Source organism: Natronosalvus rutilus (genome assembly GCF_024204665.1).
GTDB lineage: Archaea > Halobacteriota > Halobacteria > Halobacteriales > Natrialbaceae > Natronosalvus > Natronosalvus rutilus.
Genome location: NZ_CP100355.1, coordinates 3472110 through 3497906 on the forward strand (window position 1 = coordinate 3472110; position 25797 = coordinate 3497906).

Here is a 25797-nt window from a genome sequence, read left to right on the forward strand (position 1 = left end):
ATCGGTGAGTTCGTTCTAAACTGCCAGTGAGTATATATAGTATTGTTACAATTGAAATTGTAGACATGACAGAAAGTAAATTTGAAGAGAAAGAATCGGAGACAGAAAACTCACCATCGAATAAATTCTGTTCAACATGTGGGACAGAGATAGAGGCAGGGACAAAGTTCTGTCCGGATTGTGGTACAGCACAAGAAGGTGAACCAAATGCAGAGAAAGCCATTAAGCAAAAAGAGGGAACCAAAATATCGTTCTCTAAAATAACAGCGTACTTTTTTGGAGGGGCAGGTCTCGTACTGGGGCTATTGTTTCTTGCGACTGGACCGGCCTCTGCTGGTTTCTTCCTCGGCATAGCAGGAGTTATTGGATTTCCCAAAAGCCGGAATCAGGTGGAAGAAAAGCTTGGTATAAAACTCAGTAAGTGGGTTGCTACGGCCCTCTTTTTGGTCTTCTGGATGACTGGTGCTGCACTTCTATAACGAAATTTTGCCTTTCAGTCGGTCGGTACCCTTAGCCAACCTCTGCCTCTCCGCGCGAATACCCGTGAAAAGGGGTAAAACCACAACGGCTTTTAAATACTTTATAGCTTATTGAAGTTCTTCTACTAGTTAGTATGATGAAGAATAAACTTGATTGAAATTCTCACTGATACAGTTTTCCCCATGCGACATGGGTTTGGTATCCATATCCAACTCCGATATTATGTGTATTCTTTATACACTGAAGTGCGTACTTGGGATGGTGATACCGGTACCGTGCCCCCGACCCGCCGAGAGCGTACACGTCGGCGCCCTGGCTCTCGAGTTCGGAGAGGAGTTCGTCGGTACGCTCTGAGGCGCCGCCGACGGGTCCCGCCTCGACGAGAATCTCGACGTCCACGTCGCGCTCGAGGGCGTCCTCGAGCGCCGTCGCGACTTCCGGGGACGTGAACGTGTAGCCGGCGAGGCTAATTCGGTCCTCGGCGGCCGCTATTCGGTCGCGGGCGACGTCGGGTGCGTCCGGCAAGACGAACGCGGTTCCCCCCGTCTCACCGTAGGTGGCGACCAGGAGGCAGGTCGCGCCGCGAGGCCACCACGCGTCCTGGCCTGGAGTCGTGGATACGTCAGCCGCGTTCGATCCCGACCGGTACCAGACCCTTGCCGTTCGCGCCCGGTCGTAGGTGACTTCGTCGACGAGCGTCCCGTCCTGGAGTACTCGGAGGGTGTCCCCGTCGGCCGCCAGCCGGAGGTGTCCCTCGAGTTCGAGCACCTCGAGGGTCGTCATCGACGCCGTCTCGTCGGGGTCCATCGAGAGCGCGACCGGACCCGAGACCGTCGCGTTCGGAATCGCAGCCGTCGTGTGACCGTCGGTTATCGTCCAGCTCTCAAGTTGAGTTCGTTCCGGCACCTCAAGGACGAAGAACTCGCCGACGTTACCGCGGGTCGTCGGGTTCGGGTAGACGGCCGTGACGTGTAGTTCAGTTCGGGATTCGCTCTTGGAGGTCTCTTCCGCATCGGAGAGACGCCCATCGCCGGGAAATGCCGTTGCCGCCCGAACCGGACAGTCCCGGCTGTCGTCGCGTACGTCCTGCGACGGGGTTCCCGTGAATCCTCCCGAGAACGCCCCGGACATCTCGAGTCGGCCGTCACTCGAGTCGACGAGGAGGTGACGGTGGCTCGCCGACGAGTCGACGCTGGCGCTGGCGGTTCCGACGGTGCCGACGGTTCCAATGGTTCCGACGGTGACGGCACCTACCGAGGTAGCGAGAAGCGCGATCACGAGGAGGACGACCAGGACGGGGCGCACGGTCGGCTCTGGCCGCGCGTTCGTATATAAACTCTCGTCCCACGGTGACGGCGAAAAAGGATCGAACGGGGTCGCGTCTCGGTCTCAGGCTGTCGGCTCGAGCGCCGGCCCCGCCTTCTCGGCTTCGGCCTGCACGAGGTAGGCGCGGTCGTCGTCGTACTCGATGAGCGCCTCGAGGGCGTCTTCGGTGCCGATCCGGTTGAGCGCCCAGGCGGCGGAAGCGCGGACGGTGTCGTCGTCGTCCTCTTCGAGGACGTCCGCCAGCGGAGAGATCGCTCGGGTGTCACCGATCAGACCGAGGGCGCGTGCGGCGGCGCTTCGAATCTCGCCGTTCTCGGCGACGAGTTGATCCGCGAGGGGCTGGACAGCGTCTTCGGCGCCGATTTCGCCCAGGGCCTTGAACGTCACCTTCTGGAGCAGCGGGTTCGAGTCGTTGTCGACGTAGTCGACGAGCGTCTCGACGACCTCCTCGTCGGCGACGCCGATCTTGCCGATGATGGTGATTGCATCCTGGTCGCGACGGGTCGCCCGCTGGAGCATGGGCTCGAGGGCTTCCTCGGGGCCCATTCGCTCGAGAGCCTCGAGGGCGTGTTCCTCCATGAAGTCCGAGTCGAACGTCTCCAGGGACAGCAAGATCATGTCGACGTTGTGTTGCTTCTCGTGAACCTTGAGGGCGTGCCACTCCGGCGGGTAGTCCTTGACGTGCTCGAGGACGTCGTAGAACCCCTGGGCGCGGAGTTGCTGACGAATCGAGAGGTCCTCCCAGGCCTGAGCGCCGTCGATTCCGTCGGTGAGCGCCTCGGTGGCCTCGAGCAGGGCCGCGATGTCGTCGGCGTCGTCGTCAGGATCGAGGTCGGCTTCCTCGACGGCGGCGCCGGCGTTCTCGAGTGTGGCGGTCAGCCTGGCGACGGTGTCCTCGCCGTTGCCGTCGGTGAGGGTCAGGTTCGTCTCGAGAACCTCGTTGACGTCGGCGACGAAGGTTTCGACGACGTCGACCAGTTCGGACTCGCCCTGCTCGGTCCATCGAGTCTCGGCGATTTCGCCCTTCGCGTCGTCGATTTCGGCGACGACGTCCTCGGCGTAGGGGCCTCGAGCGTCCTCGAGGTCGCTGGCGAGTGCGTCGAGGTCGTCTTCGAGGGATTCGTCTTCCTCGTCTTCCTCCTCGAGGTCGGCCGCTTCGACGTCCGCCTCCAGGTCGGTGAGTGCCGCCTCGACCTCGTCGAGATCGGACTCGGTTTCGGCGTCCTCGAGGGCGGCCTCGACCGACTCGAGGCGCTCGCGGAGTGATTCGACGGTGAGTTCGTGTTCGTCGGCCGTTTCGGACTCCTCGTCGCTCATGGAACCACCCGGTGACCCGTCGACGTGCGGTGACGCAGTTCCGTCTTCATACCGGAGAATCGTGTCAGGATGCTCCTAAGCGTTTCCATCTGGCCACGGAGTGTGCCACGCGAGGCACGATTCTGAGAGGGGATCGGTTCGCACCCGTTCGAACTCGGCGTCGGCTACTCCACGCCAGCGGCGCGTTCCTCGAGCGGAGTGGTTTCCTCGCGCCAGTAGAACCACGGACTCAGCGTCATGTAGGCGATGCCGAGCGTGAGCAGGGCGTAGGGGAACGTCCGGCCCGCGGCGTTCGGGACAAGCATGGCCATCGCGTGCACGACGCCCATGATGAGCGCGTCTCGAGCCAGCAGGTCGGGGTACCGAATCCGCGAAACCATCAGGTAACAGAACGCGCCGGTGATGGCGAGGACGAGCCAGGGGTCGTCGACTGGGTAACCCGCGAGGATCGCCGCACCCATGATCGTCGCCGCGAGCGTCGTCTGGATGCCCTCGGTGTAGTCGTCGGCCGTGTCGTAGGCCGTGTAGAGGCCCAGGCGGGCGACGGCCATCGCGACGAACAGCGCACAGACGGCGGTAACGACCCCGAGTTCGACGGACACCGCTTCGAAGCCGATTCCGAGCCCGTCGCTGACGACGACGAACGCGAGCACGGCGGGCGCGATGGCGAAGGAGGCCACGTCCGCCAGCGAGTCGAGGTAGGGGCCGGCCGCCGTCCCGCCGTACCGGCGCGCGAGAATGCCGTCGAGTCCGTCGGCGATCGCCGCGAGCAGGATCAATCGGGCGGCGAGACGAATGTCGACGAACGCGACGACGACGGCGACGAATCCGAGGCCCGCGTTGGCGATGGTCACTGCGTCGGCGATTCCGAGTCGGCCGACGAACCGGGGCAGCATACACCCGGGTTCGACCGGCAGCGCTCTTACTTGTTTCCGTTTTGCCCGATTCCAGCACAGCGGGAGCAACCGAGCGGGTTATGTCTCGCCTGTCCGAACGTCCGGTATGCACCGGCGCGTTTACCTCGCCACGGCTGGCAGCGCGGCCCTGGCGGGGCTCGCGGGCTGTACGGTCGTCGGGGACGTTGGCGAGCAGGTCTTCGGCGAATCCGAGTACGACATCGGGATGACCCGGAACGAGTTCCTCCCAGCCGAGTACGAGACGACCGTCGGCGAACCCGTCGTCTGGAAGAACACGAGCGAGTCGATCCACACCATCACCGCGATCGAGGGGAGGTTGCCCGACGGCGCCGAGTACTTCGCGACCGGCGGCCACGACGATCAAGAATCGGCCGAGGACGCCTGGCACGACGATCACGGCGGCGCAATCGACATCCGTGACACGTTCGAGTACACGTTCGAGGTTCCCGGCACTTATCACTACATCTGCGTTCCACACGTCGGCGGCGGCATGGTCGGCCGCGTCGTCGTCACCGAGTGAGTCGCGACTCGGCGGCGCGTTTTTCGAGGTCGTTTCGAGAAACTCGATAATACTGAGGCACTCGAAGCGATCGAAGACTCGAGGAAATCGAAGTGATCGAAGAGACCGAAGAACTCGAGGAACCTGAGGAACCCGCGGAACTCGAAGAACCCACCTCTCAACCCACGCACCGCTATACCCGAAGCGCTCGAAAAATCGATCGACAGGGAGTCTACTCGTCGACGGCGACGTCTTCTTCGTCGACGTCGACCGCGGTCGCCTCCTCCTCGGCGACTTCCTCAGGGTGGGCCTCGAGCGTCGTCTTCTGGATCTCGACGCGTCGAAGCGGGTAGATCGTCTTCGACTCGCCGTAGATCGCCGAGGAGAGCCGTCCCTCGACGATGCTGTCGATGAGTTCCTCGAAGGTCCGGTCGGCAGCGGCTTCCTCGACCATCTGGACCATCTGCTGGCGGATGGCCTTCTCCTGGCTCGCGTCGGCCTTCTTCGTGGTGAAGGCGACCGGCTGGATCTGGAGGCGGTAGTCGTCGGTCGTCAGGACCGTGACGTAGGCCTCAATCTTCGAGGCGCCACGGCGGACTAGCGAGCGCAGGTAGTCGCGAGCCAGCGAGTGCTCTTTGAACTCCGTGTACGCGGCGTCGCTACCGACGTCGTTCACCTGGAAGGTGAGCTTGGTGTTGTTCTCGCTGGCGTTGTTCGTGAGTTCGCCGAGCGTCGTTTCGATGGTTCGGTCGTAGACCTGTTCGGGTTCGTCGGCGGGGGTCTCGCCGAGCTCCGCCCGGTCGAACTGCTCCGGGGCGAGCACGGTGTACCACCGCTTCTCCTGTTTCGCGCGTGAAACTGATCGTTCGCTCATTGTGTGTTGATATCTGTGTCGTTCGTTCGTCCGTGCTGTGCTACTGTCGCGACGGACGTCGCGACATCCAGGTTGACGACGTAATCGTCGACAGTCGAGTGGAGCCCACCCGTCGTCTCGCGTTCGATTCGCGTGACGATGGCCGTCGACCCGTCGTCAGCCGACTCTAGTCGCGTCGCCATCTCCGACGTGTTGTCCGGAGCGATGGCCGCCGCAATCGTCGCTGAGTCGGCCTCCATTCGCGCCCGAATCGTCGCTCGTCGCGTCGCGTTCGGCTCCGTCATAGGTGCTCCCTCACTGCCGCGATGACCGTCTCGTTGTCCTGCTCGCGGTCGCCGTATCGCAGCGTTCCACCACGCCGACCCACGTCGTACACCGCGCCGATCTCGAGGTCGCGAGCGATGGCCTCGAGCGTCGGCCCGAAGCCGCTGGCGTCTCGCGTCGCGAGCGCTGCTTCCTCGTCTCCGAGCGCGAGTACTGCAGGCTCGGGTGATCGGTAGGCGAGCACGAGGCGGGCCGCCGGTCGGACCGGCGCGTCACCGACGTCGACGACGAACAGGCCGTCGTACCGACCCGTCGACGCGTCGTCGATAGCCGCGTGGACGCGTCGTCCACAGGTCCGCCAGGCCTCGAGCGCGGGCTTTCTGGCCTCGTGGCCCATCGCGAGGGCCACGCCGGTTCCGGCCTCGAGCGCTGCCGTCGCCTCGAGGACGTCAGCGTAGCCCTCGAGCGTGGCGAACGGCCGGCCGTCGGTGATCGCGTACGGGCGGAGAAACCGCCCGATCGCCGTCGCGGCGTGCTCGCTCGCGTCGTCGTCGCTCACGACGTCGAGGGCGACGACCGAGCCGATCGTTCGGTGGGTGTTTGGGTCCGGGTCCGAGTCTGGGTCCAGATCGATAGCGTCGCCGTTACCATCGTTGTCGTCACCATCGCCGGTGACGTCGACGTCGATCCCGAGCCCCTCGAGCGCGTCAGCCACGGCGCCCTCGTCACCCGACCAGGGTGCGAGACAGCCCATCGACGCGGTGAGACCGTCGACGACGTCCGCAGTCGGAACGCCGACACCGGGTCGTCGCTCCAGTCGGCCGCTCTCGAGGGCCGATTCGAGCACCCACTCGGACTCGCCGGCACCGGGTTCGATTCCGGCCGCGATCGATCCGGCGAGAGTGAGCACGGGGTCGGGCGAGCCCTCGAGGTCGCAGGCGAGTTCGGCCGCGGCGAGTGTCGCCGGGCGGGTCTCGGTTTCGAGGGAGACGACGTCCGCGACGTCGGCGTCGGTGTCGGTATCGCTGCCAGCGTCGTGCGGACCGATCGCGACCGACACCGTTCCCGGCGTGCGATCGTCGCTCGGCTGCAGGCGCGCCGTCCGATCGCCGATCGTCTTGCCGACCGTCACCTGGAACGGCGTCTCGCAGTCGGTGAGGGTTCTGGCGAGAAGGCCGGCCGCGGCCAGTCCGTCGCCGTCCGCCCGCGTGACAATGCGGACGAAGTCGGCACTCTCGAGACGCTCGAGCGTCGGTGCCGGCGAGGCGGACGAATCGACCGTGGCGCGACCTTCCATCGTCATCTACTCCTCGAGCAGTTCGACGGCCGCGTCGTAGGAGTACGCGAAGTCGGGGTCGATCTCCGTCCCGCGGTAGTACGAGACGAGGCGTCGAACCTTCGACTCGGTGTTCTGCAGGGCGCGCTTGTTCTGGGCGTCCTGGGGGTTCGCTTCGACGTGCTCGCGCAGTCGAATCGCTCGCTCCATCAGGTTGTGGAGATCCTCGGGGAGGTCGCTTTTCGCGTCGTTCTCCTCAAGGATCTCGGTGACCTTCTTGCCGGTCGCCAGTTTGACGTCCGGGATCGGCGTCCCCGTGACGCCCTCGTCGCGAAGTTTGAGGCCGATCTGACTCGGATCGTGCCCCTGCTCTGCCAGTTCGACGACGCGAGATTCGATCTTCTCGGCGTCGACGTCGCTCCACTCCGGTGGTTCGTCTGCCGCTGGCTTGTCCGAACCGGACGTGCCACGGCGGCGGGTGTGCATTCGTGCCATTGGTCGAGGATAGGAACCGCACTGACCGCGAGGCGTACCGTTGCAACTGTCAGCTCTCGCTGGATGCACTTCCGCAATCCCGAGTCACCCGACAACTGCGGGGTGACGAAGTCAGATTTGCGGCCGCGCGCTTCCCACCTCATCCTTCTCGGTTGGAGGCAAAAACGTTGCGACCTGCGTCTCGCAGTGTCTGAACTCGGCGGTGCTCCGGTCAGGCCGGGGCCGCCGGGCGGTCCCGTGCTTTCGTTTCGTCCTCCGCGTCGACCCGCCCGAGCAACTCGCGAAACTTCTCGGAGCGCGCTTCGATCCGCGCCCGCGTCTTCGCGTCCGGCGAGTGATTCCGCGACTCGAGCAGGAACGTCGTGATGACGGCGGTCTTCACCCACGGTTTGAGCAGCCCGGTGTAGATGGTCAACACGATGGCCCCGACGACGAGCCAGCCGGCGAACTCGACCGTCGTCGAGAGGCCACCGAACGCACCCGCCAGGGGCGTGAGCGCCAGGAGGAGCGCCGCCGTGACCGCGTACATTCCCACCACGATGAGGAGCGTCGAGCCCAGGACGGACTTCCAGGTCTTGGCGTACAACACCAGTCCGTCGCCCGCGGCCTGCCAGCGGTTGTCCTCCTCGGTGACAAACAGGTGGGCGACGATCGCCTCGTCGATGTACGTCGCTGCGAGCGCCAGGGCCCGCCCCAGGAGTTCCACGAACTGCTCGAGCACTCCCTAGACGACCTGGTCGACGGCAAACAGGGCGCTGGCTTCGGTGAAGTTCGCTTTGACCTGCTCGATCCCGTAAGTGACCTGGTTCGGCGGAACCTCGCCCGTTTCGATCACGTGGGCGATGACGGCGATGTGTCCCGCCTTGACCATGTAGAGGACGTATCTGACTAGGAGCCGCCAGGCCTTCACGAATAGCGCGAGCGCGACCAGGAAGCCCACGATGGCGATCCAGCCCGAGATGGTCCCCGTGTCGACGAACGTGTAGGCCATCCAGCCGATGGCGCCGAAGTAGAGGAGCGATGCGATACCGAGTGCGAGCCCGATGCCCAGCCGAAGGAGGACGAACGGAAACGTCCGGAGGTAGATGCCCATTGCCCGCCTGAAGTGTAGTTTCATACACCGGCTCTGGCTTCGGCATGGTATTTAAACTCGAGGAGCGGGTGGGTTTGGTTTGTCGGATGGAGGAGGGCTCGAGCGCCCGAAAACCATGTGCCAGCGTAGCGTCCCTGCGGAGAATTCGAGGGGTTTATCTATGCCCGCCGGAAAGCAGAAGGTGCGTAGGAGGGCTTGTAGATCAGCGGTAGATCACTCCCTTGGCATGGGAGAGGCCCCGGGTTCAAATCCCGGCAAGTCCATGTGTGAATTTTCAGGTCGTTAAATCCTGAATTGCTTTTCCTCTTGGGTCGCGTACACAATACTCGAACTAAGAATCAATTGCACTCTTCGTCCAGATGTTGGCTACTACTTCCAGCCAGCCAATTCTTGCAGGTCACCATCTAAGAGTTCCTCACGACGTTCCTGTAGGAATGATAGTGCCGCTTCGATATCGTGGTCTGCACCAATCCTTTGCCACATGTACGTCCCGGTCCCACTTGCTACCTGGGTACCGAATTCCCGTTCCATCCCTTCCCTCACCTCGCTAGATGGGATTCCTTTCCAGGATTCTGGAAGATAGGGATCATCCGATTTCCTGGGAACGACTTTATTCAGAGCACAGTAATCCATAGCCATCTGTGTCTTCTCTCCTGCCTCGCGATAATCCGTGATCCGTTTTGGCATATCTGAGCAAATCACCTTTTGATACATAATATTTGGTGAATAATGGTGTAGAACTGAAGATAGTGGACCGAGTATTAGTCCGTCTCTAGTCGAGCTCGAGGAAGCCCTTTTTAGGGGCCCTCGAGCCAACACGCCACGAACCCAGTTAGAACACTGACAGTAGATTGACAGTCCAAAAACTCTATGCGATGAGAAACCGAGTGGACGCTAAATGGTGTCACATCATGCAGCGTGGGAGGATACTGAGGACGGCTACAAAAATGGGGAGATAGGTGTCTTCGTTACCCCCACATACGTCGTTTCGAAAGAGGGGGTGAACTACGCTCGAGAAAGCGACACGGGGGCAAACGCAAACGTATACTCGGTTTCGTTCCGGACGGGAATCGAATCGGGGTACGAAAGACGCAAATCGCTCGTGGATTTCAAAGACCCGCGGACGGCGTGGGAGTACGCGAACCTCGCCACCCATTACATCGAACACGCTAACATCGCCGAGTTCGCCGTGTTGGAACTACAGGGTCGAGGGACGCCGACGGACCAGAACTGGATCCCAGACGGGGTCGTTGCAGACATGGCTGCTGAAGAAGTGATGCGAAAGATGCTCGGCCGCCACGAATCCCAGCTAGACGACGCGCTCGAGCGTGTATCTGCGGCGATCTCGTAGCCGCATCTGATCTATCTTCGCTGCTACCGTTTCAAGGGCGTCGGTCCACGTGGTGAAACGGATTTGGCCAGAAGCGTCCCGCCAGAACCACGCCACATCACACCCCCTCGAGCCCGACGACGGCTGAAATACCGCCCTGGACGCGAAATCGGAAAGCCAGCTCTCGCGCCGGTTGCTCTCGAGAAGTCCCCGACCCCCGTAAAATCCCCCAGTTACTCGTTCAGGTGCGACCGGTACCCCTTGGGCTCGAAGCCGCGCCGACAGATGACGCGCTTTCGCCCGACCGTGATCGCACTGACCTGATTGTCGTCTTCCATCTCCTCGACGACTCTCGACAGATGTGATTCCTTCCATCCCGTTTCCTCGAGGATGGTCGTTTCGTCGACGCGCCCGCCGCGTTTGACGAGGAGGCGAAGAACTTTGTCCTCGTCGGCGATTTCGCGATCGCTGGCGCCGTACTCGACCTGTTCGGCGTAACTCAACGTCTCCTTGTTCTCTCGAGCGGCCGGTCCTGTGGTCGGTTCCTCGGGGGTCGCATCGGGATCGGAGGGCGTCCCGGAAGCCGACTGGCCGTCGACCGATTCAGCGTCGGCAGTCTCCGATCCGAAGAGGGACGAAAGACGGTCTCGAAGTGAATTGAATACCATTTGTGTAATCACCAGCCTCGGTTGACATCGCTGATAGGATGTGCTCCTACCTTTCTCTTGTGCTCGCAGTATTATATGTGTCCGGTGTCGAGTCGGTTCTCGAGAATTGCATCGAATCCAACAGCTTTGCTAACCCCAATTCGGCGATCAGCCCGCGTCACAGTTCGGCCCGGACCGCTCTGACGATCTCGTCGACGTCGAACGACTCCTCGCTGACGTCGAAGACCACCGCGTCGTCGACGCAAACGACGAACACCCCGTGGTCGCCGACGGTGAGCGTCGCCGACTCGAGTTCGCCGCCGAACGATCGCATGACGGCCGCCTGGACGTCGAGTGCCCGGTCGAGGAAGCCACAGGGGTGACAGTACTCGATCTCGAGGGAGGTCATGTCACAACTGGCGACCCGGATACGGAAAGTGGTGGCGGCCCTAGGTGATCTCAGAACTCCGGACGCGAACGTCCCTCGAGTCGGCCGTAGGAGGACACGAGATCCGATAGCGAGTCGTGGTCGGCGACCGTGTGCGGGGCCGTCAGCGGGGAGACGCTGATTCGACCCTCGGCGACGGCCCGTCGGTCGGTCCCCTCGGGGTCGGGGATGACGTCGGGGTCCATGTCCTCCCAGACGCGGTCGTGGAGGGTGACGCCCGTCTCGTGGCGACTCGCGTCCATCTCGTAGCGTTTCGACGGGCGTGTGAGCTCGAGCGGGGCGAGGTCGACGCTCTCGGTCGCGCCGTCGGGCATCGGCGCGTTGACGTTGAGGTACGCGGCCGTCTCGAAGACGCCGGACTCGAGGGCGCGCTCGGCGAGGTAACGGGTCGCGTCGGCGGCGAGGACGTAGTCCTCGGTGGTCGTCTCGACGTCGGTGAACGCGAGGTCGCCGGTAGGGATGTACATCGACGTGGCGATTGCGGGTACGTCGAAGAACGCGGCCTCGACGGCGGCGCTGACGGTGCCCGAGCGCCCGAGGACGTACTCGCCGAGGTTGGCGCCCTCGTTACACCCTGATACGACGAGGTCGGGGTCGGTCGGGCAGAGTTCCGAGAGGCCGGCGACGACGCAGTCGGCGGGCGTGCCGTGGACGGCGTAGCCGAGGTCGTGTTCCTCGACGTCGACGTCGTTCGAGAGGGCGCGGCCGATCGCGCTCTGGTCGGTGGCTGGAGAGACCGTCGTCACGGTTCCGAGGGCGGAGAGTTCATCGTACAGCGCCCGGAGGCCGGGGCTGTCGATCCCGTCGTCGTTCGTCAGCAGGATCTCGAGGCCGTCGTCGTCCCGATCCCGATCCCAGTCTCGATCTCGGTTGCGCCCGCGCTCGCGCTCGCTCATACCCATCCGTTGGCGTCGTGGTCGAAAAGTGCTCCGTTTGGGGAACGTTGGGCCTCTCGGTTCGACCCTGTCAGCCGATTCAGCCAGTTCAACTGATTCGACTGATTCACCCGATCCGATCGACGATCGTCTCCTCGTCGACGACGAGGTTGTACGCGCCCTCGTCGTCGTTCCAGAGGACGAGCACGTTCTCGAACGCGAGTACGTCACCATACTCGGCCTCGAGCAGGGGCCGATTAAGCGCGGTCTCGTTCGTCACGACGGCGTAGTGGTCGACGGCCTCGCTGCCGTCGCTGATCTTGAAAATCGGGTTCGGTTTCCGGCCATCTGCATCGCGCCCTCGGCCACCGCCGTCCCCTCCACGGGCCTCGCTCAGGGAGTGGCTGAGTTTCGCGGCCGTCAGGTCGATTCGGTTCGTGACGTGGCGTTCCATCTCGGCCATCTTCGCCCGCCCGCTCCCCTCGAGCCCGATAGCGATCCGTCGGGTTCCGTCCCGCCGGAGAATCGAATAGGAGAACTGGACGTCGACGTTGACGAACTCGCCGGGGTCGGCGCCCTTCCCAGCCTGGTCGAGCTTTCGCTGGAACGACGGCACCTCGAGGTCCGGGTGGACGTCGAACGACCAGCCCCGATCCGTAGGCGATTCGCCGCCCCACAGCCGAACGGTCGGTCCGTAGACGGTGACGCCGTCGGCCTCGAGGGTTCGCTCGAGTTCCCGGAGTTCGATGCTGGCGTTCTTGTCGGCGGGCGCCATCGCCACTAGCGAGCCATCGGGTGCGAGCCACTCGAGCGTCCGTCGAAGGACGGCTTCGGGGTCCTCGAGTTCGCTGAGGACGTTACAGGCGAGCACGAGGTCGAACGCGGGGTCCGCGTCGTCCGCGTCGTCTGCGTCGGAGTCGCGACTATCGTCCAGGGACCCCGGATCGAATGCCTCGACGGTCGTCCGATGGATCGTCGCGTGGACGTTTTGCCCCGTCTCCTCGAGCAACGCCTCGAGCACGTCGGCGCCCTCACCCGGTTCGACGGCGTGGTAGTCCACCAGCGAATCGTCGGGGAGGAACTCGAACAGTCCCAGCGCGGGGCCGCCGACGCCGGCCCCGACGTCGAGCACGCGCAACCGTCGCTCGAGCAGCCCTCGTTCGGCGAGGTCGTCCAGGGCGTACTGGATCGCCGCGTAGTAGGCCGGCAGGTGGTAGATGGCGTAGCCGGCGGCGACGTCCTCGTCGTAGGAGACCGACCGTCGCTCGAGGTACTGGGACTTCATGCGCCGGATCGTCGACCGGAGGAGCGAACCCGAGGGGCCCTCGTGCCAGTCCACGCCGTAGCGGTCGACTAGGTCCTCCTCGAGACGGGTGACGTACCGCTCGGGCAGTCGATGAACGGGGTCGCTGGTGGCCGCCGACCGCGGCGGCACCGGTTCGTCGCTCACGGGGGCGAACGTCCCGTCCTCGCGCTCGACGAGGCCGAGATCTAAGGCCTCCTCGCGGAGGATCTGGGCGACGACGGCCGGGTGTGGTTCGCCCTCAACGTAGCTGCTGATCTCCTCGGGATCGATCGGCCGGACCTGGCGCAGGTACTTCGCGTTCGACCGGATGGCTTCGCGCTGGTCGGTCACTCGCGCTCACCTCCGTTCGCATTCTCGGCGGTGTTTTGGACGCTCGTTTCGCCGTCGTCCGTGATGTCCGTTTCACCATCGTCGGGTCGGTCTCGAGCACTCCATTGGTCCGCCGCCTCGTCGTACAGCGCCTCGAACGCCTCGTCGTTGGCGTCGGCGATCGCTCGAGCGGCCTCGGCGACGGCGTCGGCCCCGTCGAACGTTCGCTGGACGTCCGCGTACACGCGAGGGCTACCCCCGGTGACGTAGGTCGCGAGTCGCTCGAGGTCGTCGTAAATCGGCGTCTGGAACCCCTCGGGGACGCGTTCGGCCGCGAGCGCGAACGACAGGACCGCGGCGTGAGCCGCCGCCTGGACGGACTCCATCGCCCGGTCGTGTTCCTCGGGCGTGGTCTCGACGAGTCGGTTGCCCGCCGACTCGAGCGCCGACAGCAGCGAGTCGGTGACCGGCCCCTCTCGGGCGCGAACCGTCGCGATCGACCCTGGCGCGCGCTCGGGGGCGAACAGCGGGTGGAGACTCGCTTGCTCGAGGTTGTCGGCGTGGGCCGCCATCGCCTCGATCGGGGTCGCCATCACCCCGGTGACGTCGAGGACGGCGCGTTCGGCCCGCCTCGCGTGGCGCTCGACCGCTTCCTCGACGCGACCCATGGGGACGGCTACGCAGACGGCGTCGTAGGTCGTCGTTCCATCCAGGTCGGCGGTGGTGCCGCCCACGGTTTCGGCGGCCCGCTCGGCGGCATTCTCGTCGACGTCGGCGAACGCCAGCGTCGCGTCGACGGACGGATCGTCGGCTATCGCTTCCCCGAACCACGTTCCCATCGCGCCGGCGCCGACGATCAGAACCTCCATTGGGGACCGCTACCCGTCGCCGGCGCAAAAACGGTTCGGTGGGCGGCGGCGCCCCGTCGCTCGAGTCGGTGCGGGGCGCGATCGATTCGCTCGAGTCGGTTCGGCACGCACCGACTTACTTGGCTGGGTCGGCGCGCACCACCTCACTCGGTTGATTCGGCCTGTGCCCACTCGCTCGGTTCAGCGCGAACCGACGGCTCGAGGTCGATCGGATAGTCGGTGAGGTTCTCGTAGCCGTCCTCGATGACGACGACGAGGTCCTCGATACGAACGCCGCCGACCGCAGGGTCGTAGATGCCGGGTTCGACCGTGACGACGTGGCCGACCTCGAGTTCCTCGCCCGACGGCGAGAGACTCGGCGATTCGTGGATGTCGAGGCCGACACCGTGGCCGGTGCTGTGGATGAATCCCGTCTCGGTGCCGGGATCGCTCCGAAAGGTGGCGTAGCCGGCGTCCTCGATGACGTCGCAGACGGCGTCGTGGACGACCGCGCCGGTCGCGCCGGGTTCGATCGCCTCGAGGCCGGCCTCGAAGGCCTCGTGGGTGACCTCGTAGCGACGCCGCATCTCGTCGGTCGGGTCGCCCCGACAGAACGTCCTGGTCATGTCGCCGAAGTACTTCGTCTCCTTGTCGCGCGGGAAGATGTCGATCACGATCAACTCGTTCGCCTCGAGCGGGCCGCTCCCGCGGTCGTGGGGGTCGGCGCCGTGTTCGCCGCACGCGACGATGGTCTCGTCGAGCGAACAGCCGTTTCGCAGGAGCGCGACCTCGATCTCCTCGGTGACGCGCTCGCTGGTCAGCGGTTCGCCCTCGTGGTGGAGGACGCCGTCCTCGACGTCGGCCCCGGCGATCAGGCTCTCGGCGACGGCCATCGCCGCCTGGTTCGCTCGCTGCGTGCGGTGGACGTGCTCGATCTCCTCGTCGTGTTTGACCGAGCGAAGCTCGCCGACGATTCCGTCGGACTCGACGGTCACCTCGAGGCCGCGGTCGCGGAGGCCGTCGGCCGTCCCGGTTGGAAAGCTGCGCGGGACGGCGACCGAGGCGACCCCCCGATCCTCGAGGAACTGCTCCAGGACGCGAAGGAATCCCTCGTAGCGGCCGTGCTCGGCGATGAGTTCCTGGGAGTCGTACGTCGCGTGCCGGGTGACGGTGTCGGCTCCCGACTCCTTGACGGCCCGGCCGTACTCGAGGCCCGAGACGAGCAGGTGGATCTCGCCGTCGGGGGTGACGAGCGTCTGGTAGGCGTCGGGCGCCGAGAATCCGGAGACGTAGCGCTGGTCGGAATCGGTCGCGTCGTCGTCGATGAGGTAGGCGTCGAGTTCCTCGGCAACGAGGAAGTCCGTGAGTGGTGACAGATCGATCTCCATGCCAGAGCGTGGGCGTGCCGCGCTAATAATTATCGGGAAAGCGGAACAGTGCGAAGGCTCGAGTGCCGCTGACGATACTGCGGGGTCGAATCGATAGGCGCGTCGCGATTTCGGAAAAACGCTCGAGGATTGGCGACAGCGACGAACGGCGACACGCCGGAAAACGGCCCGGAACCGGCTCAGTGTCCGAGCGACGGGTCGTCGGGAAGCTGTCGTCGCTGACGGGCGTAGCGGGGGTGCTCGCCCGCGTACACGTGGTCGAACATCGTCTCGGCGTCGGGGTCGGACTCGGATTCGGCCGTCTCGACTGCCGACTGGACACGCTCCTCGGCCCGCTCGCGAACGGCCTGCTCGTCCTCGTCGGACCAGCCGACGGTCGACTCGAGGTACTCGCGGGTGCGCTCGAGAGGGTCGGTCCACTCGTCGGCTTCGTCCTCGTCCCGGTAGACGTCGGGGTCGTCGGTGGTCGTGTGCGGTCCGCGACGGTAGGTGACGGCCTCGATGAGGGTCGCGCCGCCGCCGTTCCGCGCACGCTCGAGGGCCTCGTTCACGACGTCGTAGACGGCCAGGACGTCGTTGCCGTCGACGCGAACGCCCTCGATGCCGTACGCGTCGGCCTTCTGGGCGATGGTGGCACTCGCCGTCTGGCGCTCCCGTGGCACCGAGATGGCGTAGCCGTTGTTCTGACAGAAGAAGACGGTCGGCGCCTCGAAGACGCCCGCGAAGTTGAGGGCCTCGTGGAAGTCGCCCTCGCTCGTGGCGCCGTCGCCCAGGCTGGCCATCGAGACGACGTCGTCGCCCTTGAGATTCGAGGCCATGCCCATGCCGACAGCGTGTGGGAGCTGGGTTGCGATGGGGATGGTGATCGGGAACGTCCGGAGGTCCGCCTCGTCCTGGCGGTCGACGTAGTTCCCTCGCCCCATCAGGTGACGGATGACCTCCGAGAGCGGGAGGCCACGCGAGAGATACATCGCGTGATCGCGGTAGGTCGGAAAGAGGTAGTCCTCGTCGCGAAGCGCCATCGCGGCGCCAATCTGGGCAGCCTCCTGGCCCTGCATGGGGGCATAAGTGCCGATCCGTCCCTGGCGGTGGAGACTGATCGCTTTCTCGTCGAATGTTCGGGCGAGTACCTGTGTCTCGTAGAGTTCGAGGAGCGTCTCCTCGGAGTGGGTGAGGGGGTACTGCGGGCCCTCGTCCTCGTCGGCATCGGCTTCGAGTTCCGGCAACACACGAACGATTTCATCGACGTGACTGGCCATAGTAGATTCCAACGGTCTATCGGGTAAGATGCCGTACTAGCTAATAAATGATGGGCATTACCCCAATATGGTGAAGATGATTCATCGCTACTTAAACCACTACAACGATTCGTCGAGAATTGTCCGTAGATTCGGGCAATTTTTGACGATCCGTCGACCCCGGCTCGTTCCCGACGGCCGGATCCCTAACAGTTAGGCTATCAGGCCGACCTACTCCGGCACATGTCCACGTGGATCGGCGACGTATTCACCAGTGATCGCGGCTGGAACCACCTCGAGGCCCTCGTCGACGTCGGCAACCGTATGACCGGTTCGCCGGGCGAACGCGAGGCGGCGGAACTGACGCGCGACGCGCTGGAAGCCGCTGGCGCCCGGAACGCAAGACTCGAATCTTTCGCGATCCAGGGCTGGGAACGCGACTCGAGTGCAATTCGAGCGGGCGACCTGGAACTCGAGTGCATCGCGCTTCCCCGCAGCCCCTCGGCGTCGGCGACGGCCCCGCTGGTCGACCTCGAGTACGGCCTCCCTGAGCAGTTCGAGGACGTAGACCTCGAGGGCACGGTCGTTATGGTTCGAAGCGACATCCCGGACTACTACGATCGATACGTCCACCGGCGGGAGAAATACTACCACGCGGTCGAGAACGGGGCGGCCGGATTCGTCTACCGCAACCACGTCGAGGGGTGTCTTCCACCCACGGGAAGCGTCGGGACGCCCGAAAACCCCGTCGGCGAGATTCCGGCCGTCGGCGTCTCGAGCGAGGTTGGCGCCAGGCTGGCCCGGCGGTTCGACGGCGAGGAGATCGAGGTCGCCGTCGAGGCGACAATCGAGGACGCCGACAGCCAGAACGTCCACGCCGAACTCGGTCCCGAGACCGACGAGCGCGTGCTCGTCACGAGCCACGTCGACGCCCACGACATCGCGGAAGGAGCCCTGGACAACGGCGCCGGCACCGCGATGATGGTCGAACTCGCGAACGCCCTCGCCGCCCGCGAGGACGACCTCGAGACGCGCGTCGAGTTCGTCGCCTACGGCGCCGAGGAGGTCGGCCTCGTCGGCTCAGCACACCACGCCGACACTGCCGATCGCGATCGGATCAAGGCTATCGTCAACAATGACGGCGTAGTCCGCGGGCGGACGCTCTCGCTGACGACTCACGGCTTCGACGCCCTCGAGGACGTCGCCGACGAGGTGTCAGACCGCTTTGGCCATCCTATCGAGACCATCCCCAAGCTGGGGCCCCACAGCGACCACTGGCCGTTCGTTCGGTGGGGCGTCCCCGGCACCCACGTGATGAGCACGTCCGACGAGGTCGGTCGCGGCTGGGGCCACACCTTCGCCGACACGTTCGAGAAACTCGAGAAGCGCGACCTCCTCGAACAGGCCATCCTCCTCACCGAGTACGTCGTCAGGCTCGCGAGCGACGACGTGACCACCGAGCCGAAGTCGACCGACGAGATCGTCGAGCGACTCGAGGCCGAGGACCTCGCCGAGGGAATGCGGATCACCGGCGACTGGCCCTACGACGAGTGACGACAGCGGTGGTGTGACCACCGACACACTCAGCGACGGGGACGGCGGCGAGTGCGGCGGCGGCGCTCGGAACCGCACGTTTTTGGTCGATCACCGGGAACAGAGTCGTATGGACGAGGACGGGTTGACGCTGGGCGACGCGCCCCGAATCGGGATCGTCGCCGACGACGTGACGGGTGATTCGACTCGAACGGCCGGCTCCGGCACGCTCGCTAGTGGGGACGGAGCGACGGACGAGAACGCAGGTGCAGGGGCTAGCGAACGCAAGGAGGCACTCGAAGACGCACTCACCGCGCTCGACGGCGATTTCGAGATCGTCACCGGTACGCCAGACGAGGTTCGCGACGCCGCTCCGGACCTCGTCGTCGCGGTCGGTGACCGCGCGCTGTCGTCGCTCGCCAGGCTCGAGAACGCCGTCGACGCGCCGATCCTCCCCGTGTCGACCAGCGCCGGGGTCGCTCCGGTCGCCCTGACCGACCTCCAGGAGGCCATCGACGCCCTCGGTCGCGGCGACGCGACGATTACGCGCCATCCACTGGTCTCGGTCGTCGCCGACGATTCGGTCGTCTCGAGGGCCGTCTTCGACGTCTCGCTCGTCACCGACGAACCGGCCCAGATCTCGGAGTACAGCGTCCACAGCCGCGGGAGCACGCTCGCGGCGTTCCGCGCGGATGGCGTGGTCGCGGCGACGCCGGCCGGGAGCCACGCCTACGCGGCCGCCGCCTCCGGCCCCTCGCTGTCGGCGGCCGTGGACGCCCTCTCGGTGGTCCCGATCGCCCCGTTCACGACCCGGACGCGCCACTGGGTGGTGCCCGACGACGATCTCACGCTCGCCGTTGAGCGTGACGAGGTCGACGTCTTGCTCTGCGTCGACGACCGCTGTCTCGAGACGATCAGCGTCGGTGCGTCTGTCTCGATCCAGGCCGATCCCGAACGCGCGCTCGCCTGTCTCGAGACGCCGGTGAGTCGCGGGCCGTTCGACGGACGGTGAATTGAGGATCGTTCGAGAGGCAGCGAATGGGAATTCGTTCGAGGGTCACTCGAGGTCTCGCGAGAATCGGTGGGCCAGTTGGCTCCGAAGGCCGAACGGCTACCACACATTGGTTCTGACGGCACCTATCCTGCCAAACCTTCCGTAGCGACCTCACACCGACCGTTTTCGCCACTCGAGCGCTCTCGAGCGGCCGCGCACGACATTGGAAAAATTCTAATGCACGAACCACCGTGTTTCGAGTATGTTATCACCAGCGCTGCTCGGCCCGGTCGACGTCCTCGCCGAGGAGGTCGTCGGCGGCGTCATGCTCATCGAGTTCGTTCTGCTCGGGCTCGTCGTCGCGAATCTGTTCGTTCGCGTGCTCGCCCACCATCGAACCGTCTCCGCCGCCCGGGACGACGGTCCCGAAGCCGTCTCGAGGCCGATTATCCTCGACGTCTCGTCGTTCCTGATCGTCCTCGGTGGGTTCTACTACATCACGGTCGACCTCCACCCCGGGATCATCTTCACCTCGCTCGCCATCACCCTGCTCATCGCAGACTTCTTCGAGTTCGAGGCGCGTCTGGTCGAAGCCCGCCAGGAGCTGGCATTCGAGCGGCCCAAGGCTGCGATGGCCGCCTCGGCTGTCGCCCTCGCGTACATCGCCTACCAGTCGCTGTTCTTCCTGCTCAGCCCGTTTTGGGACTCGGTCGCCTGGTAAGCCGTAACCCCGTCCTGGAATCGGTAACTGCGTGCCGATTCTTCCCTCGATTCGCCATCGACGAGCGCCTGGTTTCGCGGTTCCCCGTTCTCGGTAGGTCCGCTTCGAGTAGCCGGAGAGTACTCGAATATCGCACGGCTCCCAGTGCCTCGTTCAGAGACCGTTCTCGGCATCTCGCTCAGAGAATGTTCCCGGTACCTCGCTCAGAAACGGCTCTCGGCACCTCGTTAAGAACCCCTTCCCCGTCTCTCCTCAGAAACCGCTCCGGATCCGCGCTTCGGCGGCCTCGAGCGCCGCTTGCGCGTCGAAGTTGGTGACGATGGCCTCGAGTGTCGCCTCGTCGGCGTCGGCCAGCTCCCGCGCGTGGGCGGTGATATTCGGCACCGCCCGGACGATGTTGTCCACGATCGGGACGTCCGCCACGCGCGGAGATCGCGAGAGCGGGTTCAGGTCGATGACGATCTCCGTCTTCCCCATCGCCTCGAGCGCTTCCGCCCGGTCCCCGTCCTCGAGCGGGACGAGGACCACGTCGGCCGCGTAGATCCCGTCGGCGTCGACCTTCGCGCGCTCGTGCTCGAGACCCGGGATGAGGGCGTCCGCCTCGATCCCCTTGACGTCCTCGGCGCCGTGCTTGCGGAGGTGGCTGGCGATGGCGTCGATGCGTTCGGGCGTCCGGTTGAAGAGGTTGACCTCGAGATCGGCGTCGACGGCGTCGGCGAGCGCGACCATCTCGGCGGGGACGAGCGCGGCGACGTTGCCGTTGATCGAGAGCACTGGTCGGTCGGCCAGCAGGAGGTGGGCTGCGGCCGCTCGTTCGGCGTCGTCGGCGCTCGGGGTCGTCTCCTCGCCCAGGAGGTAGTCGAACGCGCTTCCGCGGCCCTCGGCGTGCATCCCCTGGAGGTGGGTGATGCCCTTCTCGACGCCGCGTTCGATTCGGTGCCGGGTCACCAGGTCGGTGTACCGGGGGTGATCTGCGGGGATCTCCGACTCGTCTTCGACCTCCGCCGGGACGGTCTCGTGGTCGCTCACACCGGTCACCTCGAGTGGGTCGGACAAAAACGACGCGATTGCGGGTCTCGAGTGGGACCGATACCGCCACGGACGCCGGCCCAGACCGGGCGAACGGTGAACGGAGGCCACCATTTATGCCGCCCTGCGCCGTCTCGAGGCACATGCGCGCCGTACAACTCGAAACCCACGGTGGACCGGACGTCCTCGAAGTAGTCGACGCCGACCGCCCCGACCCGGGGAGCGACGAACTCCTCCTCGAGGTCGCCGCAGCGGGCATCAACCCCGTCGACACCTACTTCCGGGACGGGTCCTACGAGCCAGTTTCCCTGCCGTTTACGCCCGGCGTGGACGTCTCGGGAACCGTCGTCGAGACCGGCGACGCCGTCGAGGGCTTCGAACCGGGCGACCGGGTCTTCGGGACCGGGATCGGCAACGCGACGGCCCAAGGGAGCTACGCCGAGTACGCCACGATTCCGACCGATCGGGTCGTTCACCTGCCCGACGGCGTCGACGCCACGCAGGCGGGCGCAGCCGGCGTCGCCACCGTTACCGCCTGGCGGGCACTGATCGACCACGCTGCCCTCGACCCCGCCGACTACTGCCTCGTCCACGGCGGCTCCGGCGGCGTCGGCCACGCCGCCGTCCAGATCGCTGCCGCGGTGAGCGCCCGCGTCCTCACGACTGCGAGCCCCGACTACCACGACGCCCTGGCCGACCTCGGCGCCGAGACGGTCCTCGATTACGGTCGGGAGGACCTTGCCGATGCCGTCCTCGAGGCCAGCGACGGCGGCGTCGACGCGATTCTCGACCACCGCCTCGACGACTACCTCCAGTTCGACGCCGACGTGGCGGCGACCGGAGCGCGGGTGGTCGGCATCGGCGAAAACAGCCCCGACCCCGGCTTCACGAACGACGGCGCTGCCCGTTCGAAGGACGTCAACTACCAGTTCATGAGCATGTTCAATACGCCCGACCTCCGCGTGCCACTTCGCGGGGTCGCGCACCTCCTCGAGACGGACAACCTGTCGATCGAGATCGCCGAGACGTACGGACTCGAGGAGGCCGGCGAGGCCCAGCGTGCCGTGATGGAAGACAGTGTGTTCGGGAAACTCGTGATCGAACCGTAAGCTATTGTTCGTTCTCGCTCTCGGTTTTGCGCTCGAGAGACTCGTTCTCGGTTTCGTACTCGATTTCGATCTCGGCTGAGGGACGCGTTTCCCTCGAGCGAACCGAACGCTCCGGACGACGAGTTCGCCAGTAAAACTAAATCCGCGTCAACGACCGGCGATCACTCGGTGAACGTGATCCAGCCTTCGGGTGCGTGCGATTTCACCGCCATCATCGCCTCGCGGGCATCGGTCCGGTGCTCGTAGCTCTGGGTGCTCTCGGCCAGCACGTCGCCGTAGGTGTCGATCAGCCGCCAGACCCAGCCGTCCTCCGCGCGGTGGAGTTCGAAGGAGACGCTGTCGATCTCGAGGATGCTCGCGTTCGCGATCAGCCCGCGGACGTCCTCGAGTGCCGCCTGGGCGGACTCGCTCGAGGCGTGGCCCTCCGACCCGACCGCGACGGTGCGTCCGTTCTCGTCGATCAGCCGCCAGCGCCACCGTCCGTCCTCGTCGGCGAACAGTTCGAAGGAGGCGACGTCGAAGTCGACGCGACCGGCGATGGGTGCCCGTCGCCTGACCTCGTCGACGACAGCCATCGCGTCCGCCTTGGTGCGCTCGGTTTCAACGGCGCTCGCGAGTACCTCCCGGTCGGAGTCGATGAGTTCCCAGGCCCAGCCGCCGTCGTCGGTCAGCCGGATGGCCGCCGTGTCGATGGTGAAGATCGGCGCGTCGGCCGCTCGTGCTTTCAGACCCTTGACGGCGGACATCACGCGACCCCGCGAGTCGTACGTCCGGGTGGCGTCGGTGACGGTCGTCCGCTCGCGGTCGAGGAGCCGCCAGCGCCACTCGCCGCTCCCGCTCCCGTACAGCTGGACGGAGACGTCGCCGATCGTCGTGGGCTGGCCGTTCGCCGCCGTCTCGCGGACGTCGTCGATGGCGCGCTCGAGTTCGTCGCGGGTCGAGGTCTCTTCGGCGGACACGGCGACGGTTTCGCCCGATGGAAGCACGAATCGCCACTGCCAGTCCTGGTCGGCGTAGGTCTGGAAGATGGCGTCGTCCATGGTCCGGATGCTCGAGTCGAGGTGGGCGAGCAGGCGTTCCATGGCTTCTTTGGCCGCCGCCCGCGTCGGGTGGCTGGCCGGATCCTCCGCGACCATCTTGCCGGCCTCGTCGATCAGCCGCCAGCCCCACTCGCCGTCCTCGGTGAAGATTTCGAAGGCAGCCGTATCGATCTCGAGGAGCTCGGCCTCGGGCGCCTGCTCTTTGAGCGTCATCATGGCCTCCGCGGCGTCCCCGCGGGAGGTGTGTTCCTCGCCGGAGTCGGCGAGCACGTTGCCGTCCTCGTCGATCAGCCGCCAGCGCCACTCGCCGGAATCGGCCTCGTAGACCTGGAACGCGGCGTTCTCGAACTCGATGAGATCGGCCTCGCTGGCCTGCTGGCGGACGCGTTCGATGGCGTCCTCGGCAGCGTCCTCGCCGAGGTGGGCCTCGGTGCTGGCCGCGATGACTTCCCGATCCTCCGTGACGAGGCGCCAGTGCCAGTCCTGAGTCACTGCCGGCTCGTCGGTACCGGTCGATTCGTCGTTCGCCTCGGCGTCGTCGATGCCGTCGGTGACGTCGACGCCGTCAGCGTCGTCTGCGTCGACGGGTTTCAGTTCGCCGCCGTCCGCGGCGGCCATCCGGTGGGAGGGATAGATCTCGTACTCGGCGTCGTCGATCTCCACTACGGACGCGGCCGTCGCGTGGCCGGCGAACGCGGTGGTCTCCTCGGTGGTCGCCGATTCGCTTCCGTGGGTCGATGGGTTGCGGGCAACGACGTGTTCGTTCTCGTCGACCAGTCGCCAGTTCCAGCCGTCTTCGGCCTCGGTCTCGTAGCACTCGTAGGTCGGGTCGCTCGCGACGGTCACCGACGCCGACTCGAGTTCCGAGAGGAGCGCCTCGACGCTGTCCTCCGCGGCGCGCCTGGTCTCGAAGTCGGTCGTCGCCCGGGCCAGTTCCTCGTCGGCCTCGTCGACGAACCGCCAGGTCCAGCCGTCGGCCTCCTCGAGGAGTTCGACGCCGACGTGGTCGACGTCGAGCAGTCGCGCCCGGTCGAACCGCTCGGCGAACGTCTGGGCGGCCGCCTCGGCCCGGTCCATCGATGCGTAGCCCTCCTCGCTCTCGGCCAGCGGGCGCCGGTCGTCGTCGAGCAATTGCCAGTACCACTGGTCGCGCCGTTCGGTGTAGGTGAAGGCTGCCCCCTCGATCTCGATCACGTCCGCGCCCGGGCCGCGGTCCTTGAGGAAACTCACCGACTGTTCGGCGTCGTCGCGTCGGTCGAACTCGCTCGCGCAGGTCCCCACGACGCTCCCGTCGTCTCGGGCCAGCGTCCACTGCCAGGTTCCCTCGCGGTCCTCGTGGAGGCGAAACGCCGAGGTCGTCAGCTCCATCAGGCCCGCCGACCCGATCTGGGACTTGACGTTCTCGATGCCCGACTCCGTCTCCGGACGGGTGACCGCGCTGGTCACGCTCTCGGCGAGCGCCTCGAGGTGGAGCACGTGCCACTTCCAGTCGCCTTCCTCGTCGCGGAAGACGGCGAACTGGGCGCCCTCGAGGGAGTCCCCGGTCATAATCGGGGGCTCCTCGGTCGCGCCTTCTTCCGCGACGAACATCCCCTTTCGACCGGTGACGATGGGGACGAGCGCGGTTACGCCGGCGATGATCGCGACGCCGGTCGCGTAGAGCGCGACGACCTCGACCGTCAGTTCGGCGCCGTGATCGTACCAGTGGGTGGGGTAGACGACTCCGAAGGAAACGGCGCCGGCGAGGGCGACGATCAGTCCGACGACGCTGGCCTGTATCCCCCGTCTCCGGACGGGTAACAGGAGGACGATGCCGAAGAGGCAGAGCGCGAGCCCCGTCGCGGCCGATACGCCGGAAATCCTGAACTGGAGGAACGATTCCTCGCCCGCGTAGCCGATGACGAAAACGACGACGCCCACGGCCCCGATGAGATAGCCGGCGATGAACACCCAGAATCCGTACACGTCCTTCGTCGAATCCGGCTCGCCGACGTAGTGTTCGTACAGTCGAAACAAATTTTGGTGAAAGTCACTGAGAGACGACATTCTGAAACTCGAGTGCATCACCACACTCAACCATAATAAACTTCTGGCTACCAATAATTAGAATTACATATTCGGAAACCGGCGGACGACGCGGCCCTAGACGGTTCGAAACCAGTTGGTCACCGATTCGGTCGGGGCCGTCACGGCGACCGGAGACGCCACAGACGTCGCGGTCGGAACCGCATCGTCGAACGACGCGACCGCACGAACGATGCGGTTCGACCGGGCGAGTCCCGTCGATCACGGCCTCGAGCACCGGCGGCAGTACCGGGAAACTGATAACTCGAACTGATACTTAAGCAGGTGTCGCTTCTCTCGGCCGTTCCAGCGAAAGGCGATTTGGCTCCGATGGGCGACGTACCCGAGGCTCGAGACGGTATCGATGAACGGAATCC

The 25797-nt window shown here is 65.2% G+C and carries 27 protein-coding genes and 1 tRNA gene; 9 read left to right on the plus strand and 19 right to left on the minus strand.

What is annotated here, in order from left to right; all coding sequences use genetic code 11:
- Window positions 1-65: 65 nt before the first annotated feature.
- Window positions 66-479 (plus strand): zinc-ribbon domain-containing protein, encoded by a 414-nt coding sequence (locus NGM29_RS16890; protein ID WP_254157871.1) that lies wholly within the window; start codon window positions 66-68, stop codon window positions 477-479.
- Window positions 480-642: 163 nt separating this feature from the next.
- On the opposite strand, the gene NGM29_RS16895 is transcribed toward NGM29_RS16890, so the two are convergent.
- The 3 genes from NGM29_RS16895 to NGM29_RS16905 all read right to left on the minus strand — a co-directional run bounded on the left by NGM29_RS16895 (window position 643) and on the right by NGM29_RS16905 (window position 4019).
- Window positions 643-1785: a phospholipase D-like domain-containing protein gene (locus NGM29_RS16895; protein ID WP_254157873.1), complete on the minus strand. Its 1143-nt coding sequence runs from the start codon at window positions 1783-1785 to the stop codon at window positions 643-645.
- Window positions 1786-1869: 84 nt separating this feature from the next.
- The gene (locus NGM29_RS16900) at window positions 1870-3123 is read right to left on the minus strand and encodes a HEAT repeat domain-containing protein (RefSeq protein ID WP_254157875.1); all 1254 of its coding nucleotides are present in this window, start codon (window positions 3121-3123) and stop codon (window positions 1870-1872) included.
- 164 nt (window positions 3124-3287) lie between these two features.
- Window positions 3288-4019 carry a protein sorting system archaetidylserine synthase gene (locus NGM29_RS16905; protein WP_254157877.1) on the minus strand — a complete coding sequence of 244 codons (732 nt, stop codon included), beginning with the start codon at window positions 4017-4019 and terminating at the stop codon, window positions 3288-3290.
- 106 nt (window positions 4020-4125) lie between these two features.
- Here NGM29_RS16905 and NGM29_RS16910 point away from each other — a divergent pair, with 106 nt between their 5' ends.
- Window positions 4126-4560 (plus strand): cupredoxin domain-containing protein, encoded by a 435-nt coding sequence (locus NGM29_RS16910; RefSeq protein ID WP_254157879.1) that lies wholly within the window; start codon window positions 4126-4128, stop codon window positions 4558-4560.
- A gap of 211 nt (window positions 4561-4771) precedes the next feature.
- Here NGM29_RS16910 and NGM29_RS16915 read toward each other — a convergent pair whose 3' ends face one another.
- From NGM29_RS16915 to NGM29_RS16940, 6 genes are all read right to left on the minus strand, one after another.
- Window positions 4772-5413, minus strand: coding sequence for a 30S ribosomal protein S3ae (locus tag NGM29_RS16915; RefSeq protein WP_254157881.1), 642 nt, complete (start codon window positions 5411-5413; stop codon window positions 4772-4774).
- On the minus strand, window positions 5410-5697 hold the full coding sequence (locus NGM29_RS16920; protein WP_254157884.1) for a KEOPS complex subunit Pcc1: 288 nt from the start codon (window positions 5695-5697) through the stop codon (window positions 5410-5412). Before NGM29_RS16920 ends, NGM29_RS16915 begins: the two co-directional genes overlap by 4 nt.
- Complete coding sequence (locus tag NGM29_RS16925; RefSeq protein WP_254157886.1) at window positions 5694-6980, minus strand: exonuclease; 1287 nt, start codon at window positions 6978-6980, stop codon at window positions 5694-5696. Before NGM29_RS16925 ends, NGM29_RS16920 begins: the two co-directional genes overlap by 4 nt.
- Window positions 6981-7448: a 30S ribosomal protein S15 gene (locus tag NGM29_RS16930; protein ID WP_254157888.1), complete on the minus strand. Its 468-nt coding sequence runs from the start codon at window positions 7446-7448 to the stop codon at window positions 6981-6983.
- A 211-nt stretch (window positions 7449-7659) separates the two neighbouring features.
- A complete protein-coding gene (locus NGM29_RS16935) occupies window positions 7660-8169 on the minus strand; it encodes a hypothetical protein (RefSeq protein ID WP_254157890.1) in 510 nt (169 codons plus the stop codon).
- A gap of 3 nt (window positions 8170-8172) precedes the next feature.
- On the minus strand, window positions 8173-8565 hold the full coding sequence (locus tag NGM29_RS16940) for a hypothetical protein (RefSeq protein ID WP_254157892.1): 393 nt from the start codon (window positions 8563-8565) through the stop codon (window positions 8173-8175).
- 167 nt (window positions 8566-8732) lie between these two features.
- Here NGM29_RS16940 and NGM29_RS16945 point away from each other — a divergent pair.
- A tRNA-Ala gene (locus NGM29_RS16945) sits at window positions 8733-8804 on the plus strand.
- Window positions 8805-8910: 106 nt separating this feature from the next.
- On the opposite strand, the gene NGM29_RS16950 is transcribed toward NGM29_RS16945, so the two are convergent.
- Complete coding sequence (locus NGM29_RS16950; RefSeq protein ID WP_254157894.1) at window positions 8911-9228, minus strand: hypothetical protein; 318 nt, start codon at window positions 9226-9228, stop codon at window positions 8911-8913.
- Window positions 9229-9439: 211 nt separating this feature from the next.
- On the opposite strand from NGM29_RS16950, the gene NGM29_RS16955 reads away from it, so the two are divergent.
- Window positions 9440-9892 carry a hypothetical protein gene (locus NGM29_RS16955; RefSeq protein WP_254157895.1) on the plus strand — a complete coding sequence of 151 codons (453 nt, stop codon included), beginning with the start codon at window positions 9440-9442 and terminating at the stop codon, window positions 9890-9892.
- 212 nt (window positions 9893-10104) lie between these two features.
- Here the strand turns inward: NGM29_RS16955 and NGM29_RS16960 are convergent, their stop codons facing one another.
- The 7 genes from NGM29_RS16960 to pdhA all read right to left on the minus strand — a co-directional run bounded on the left by NGM29_RS16960 (window position 10105) and on the right by pdhA (window position 16951).
- Complete coding sequence (locus tag NGM29_RS16960) at window positions 10105-10539, minus strand: helix-turn-helix transcriptional regulator (protein WP_254157897.1); 435 nt, start codon at window positions 10537-10539, stop codon at window positions 10105-10107.
- 157 nt (window positions 10540-10696) lie between these two features.
- Window positions 10697-10927: an Rdx family protein gene (locus NGM29_RS16965; RefSeq protein WP_254157899.1), complete on the minus strand. Its 231-nt coding sequence runs from the start codon at window positions 10925-10927 to the stop codon at window positions 10697-10699.
- Between the two features lie 50 nt (window positions 10928-10977).
- A complete protein-coding gene (surE, locus tag NGM29_RS16970; RefSeq protein WP_254157901.1) occupies window positions 10978-11862 on the minus strand; it encodes a 5'/3'-nucleotidase SurE in 885 nt (294 codons plus the stop codon).
- A gap of 106 nt (window positions 11863-11968) precedes the next feature.
- Window positions 11969-13477 (minus strand): small ribosomal subunit Rsm22 family protein, encoded by a 1509-nt coding sequence (locus NGM29_RS16975; protein WP_254157903.1) that lies wholly within the window; start codon window positions 13475-13477, stop codon window positions 11969-11971.
- Window positions 13474-14325 (minus strand): prephenate dehydrogenase/arogenate dehydrogenase family protein, encoded by an 852-nt coding sequence (locus NGM29_RS16980; RefSeq protein ID WP_254157905.1) that lies wholly within the window; start codon window positions 14323-14325, stop codon window positions 13474-13476. The genes NGM29_RS16975 and NGM29_RS16980 overlap by 4 nt, the downstream gene beginning before the upstream one ends.
- 143 nt (window positions 14326-14468) lie before the next feature.
- On the minus strand, window positions 14469-15692 hold the full coding sequence (locus NGM29_RS16985) for a M24 family metallopeptidase (protein WP_254157907.1): 1224 nt from the start codon (window positions 15690-15692) through the stop codon (window positions 14469-14471).
- 179 nt (window positions 15693-15871) lie between these two features.
- Window positions 15872-16951 (minus strand): pyruvate dehydrogenase (acetyl-transferring) E1 component subunit alpha, encoded by a 1080-nt coding sequence (pdhA, locus tag NGM29_RS16990; RefSeq protein ID WP_254157909.1) that lies wholly within the window; start codon window positions 16949-16951, stop codon window positions 15872-15874.
- Window positions 16952-17173: 222 nt separating this feature from the next.
- Between pdhA and NGM29_RS16995 the strand changes: the two genes are divergently transcribed.
- From NGM29_RS16995 to NGM29_RS17005, 3 genes are all read left to right on the plus strand, one after another.
- Complete coding sequence (locus NGM29_RS16995) at window positions 17174-18484, plus strand: M28 family peptidase (protein WP_254157910.1); 1311 nt, start codon at window positions 17174-17176, stop codon at window positions 18482-18484.
- A gap of 13 nt (window positions 18485-18497) precedes the next feature.
- A complete protein-coding gene (locus NGM29_RS17000) occupies window positions 18498-19475 on the plus strand; it encodes an NAD(+)/NADH kinase (RefSeq protein ID WP_254157911.1) in 978 nt (325 codons plus the stop codon).
- Window positions 19476-19719: 244 nt separating this feature from the next.
- A complete protein-coding gene (locus NGM29_RS17005) occupies window positions 19720-20178 on the plus strand; it encodes a DUF7313 family protein (RefSeq protein ID WP_254157913.1) in 459 nt (152 codons plus the stop codon).
- A 252-nt stretch (window positions 20179-20430) separates the two neighbouring features.
- Here the strand turns inward: NGM29_RS17005 and NGM29_RS17010 are convergent, their stop codons facing one another.
- Window positions 20431-21207 (minus strand): 4-phosphopantoate--beta-alanine ligase, encoded by a 777-nt coding sequence (locus NGM29_RS17010; protein ID WP_254157915.1) that lies wholly within the window; start codon window positions 21205-21207, stop codon window positions 20431-20433.
- A 143-nt stretch (window positions 21208-21350) separates the two neighbouring features.
- Here NGM29_RS17010 and NGM29_RS17015 point away from each other — a divergent pair, with 143 nt between their 5' ends.
- On the plus strand, window positions 21351-22316 hold the full coding sequence (locus NGM29_RS17015; protein ID WP_254157917.1) for an NADPH:quinone reductase: 966 nt from the start codon (window positions 21351-21353) through the stop codon (window positions 22314-22316).
- Window positions 22317-22477: 161 nt separating this feature from the next.
- Here the strand turns inward: NGM29_RS17015 and NGM29_RS17020 are convergent, their stop codons facing one another.
- Complete coding sequence (locus NGM29_RS17020) at window positions 22478-25402, minus strand: DUF1508 domain-containing protein (RefSeq protein WP_254157919.1); 2925 nt, start codon at window positions 25400-25402, stop codon at window positions 22478-22480.
- A 115-nt stretch (window positions 25403-25517) separates the two neighbouring features.
- Here NGM29_RS17020 and NGM29_RS17025 point away from each other — a divergent pair, with 115 nt between their 5' ends.
- Window positions 25518-25694, plus strand: a complete 177-nt coding sequence (locus NGM29_RS17025) for a hypothetical protein (RefSeq protein WP_254157921.1) — start codon at window positions 25518-25520, stop codon at window positions 25692-25694.
- Window positions 25695-25797 lie beyond the last annotated feature (103 nt).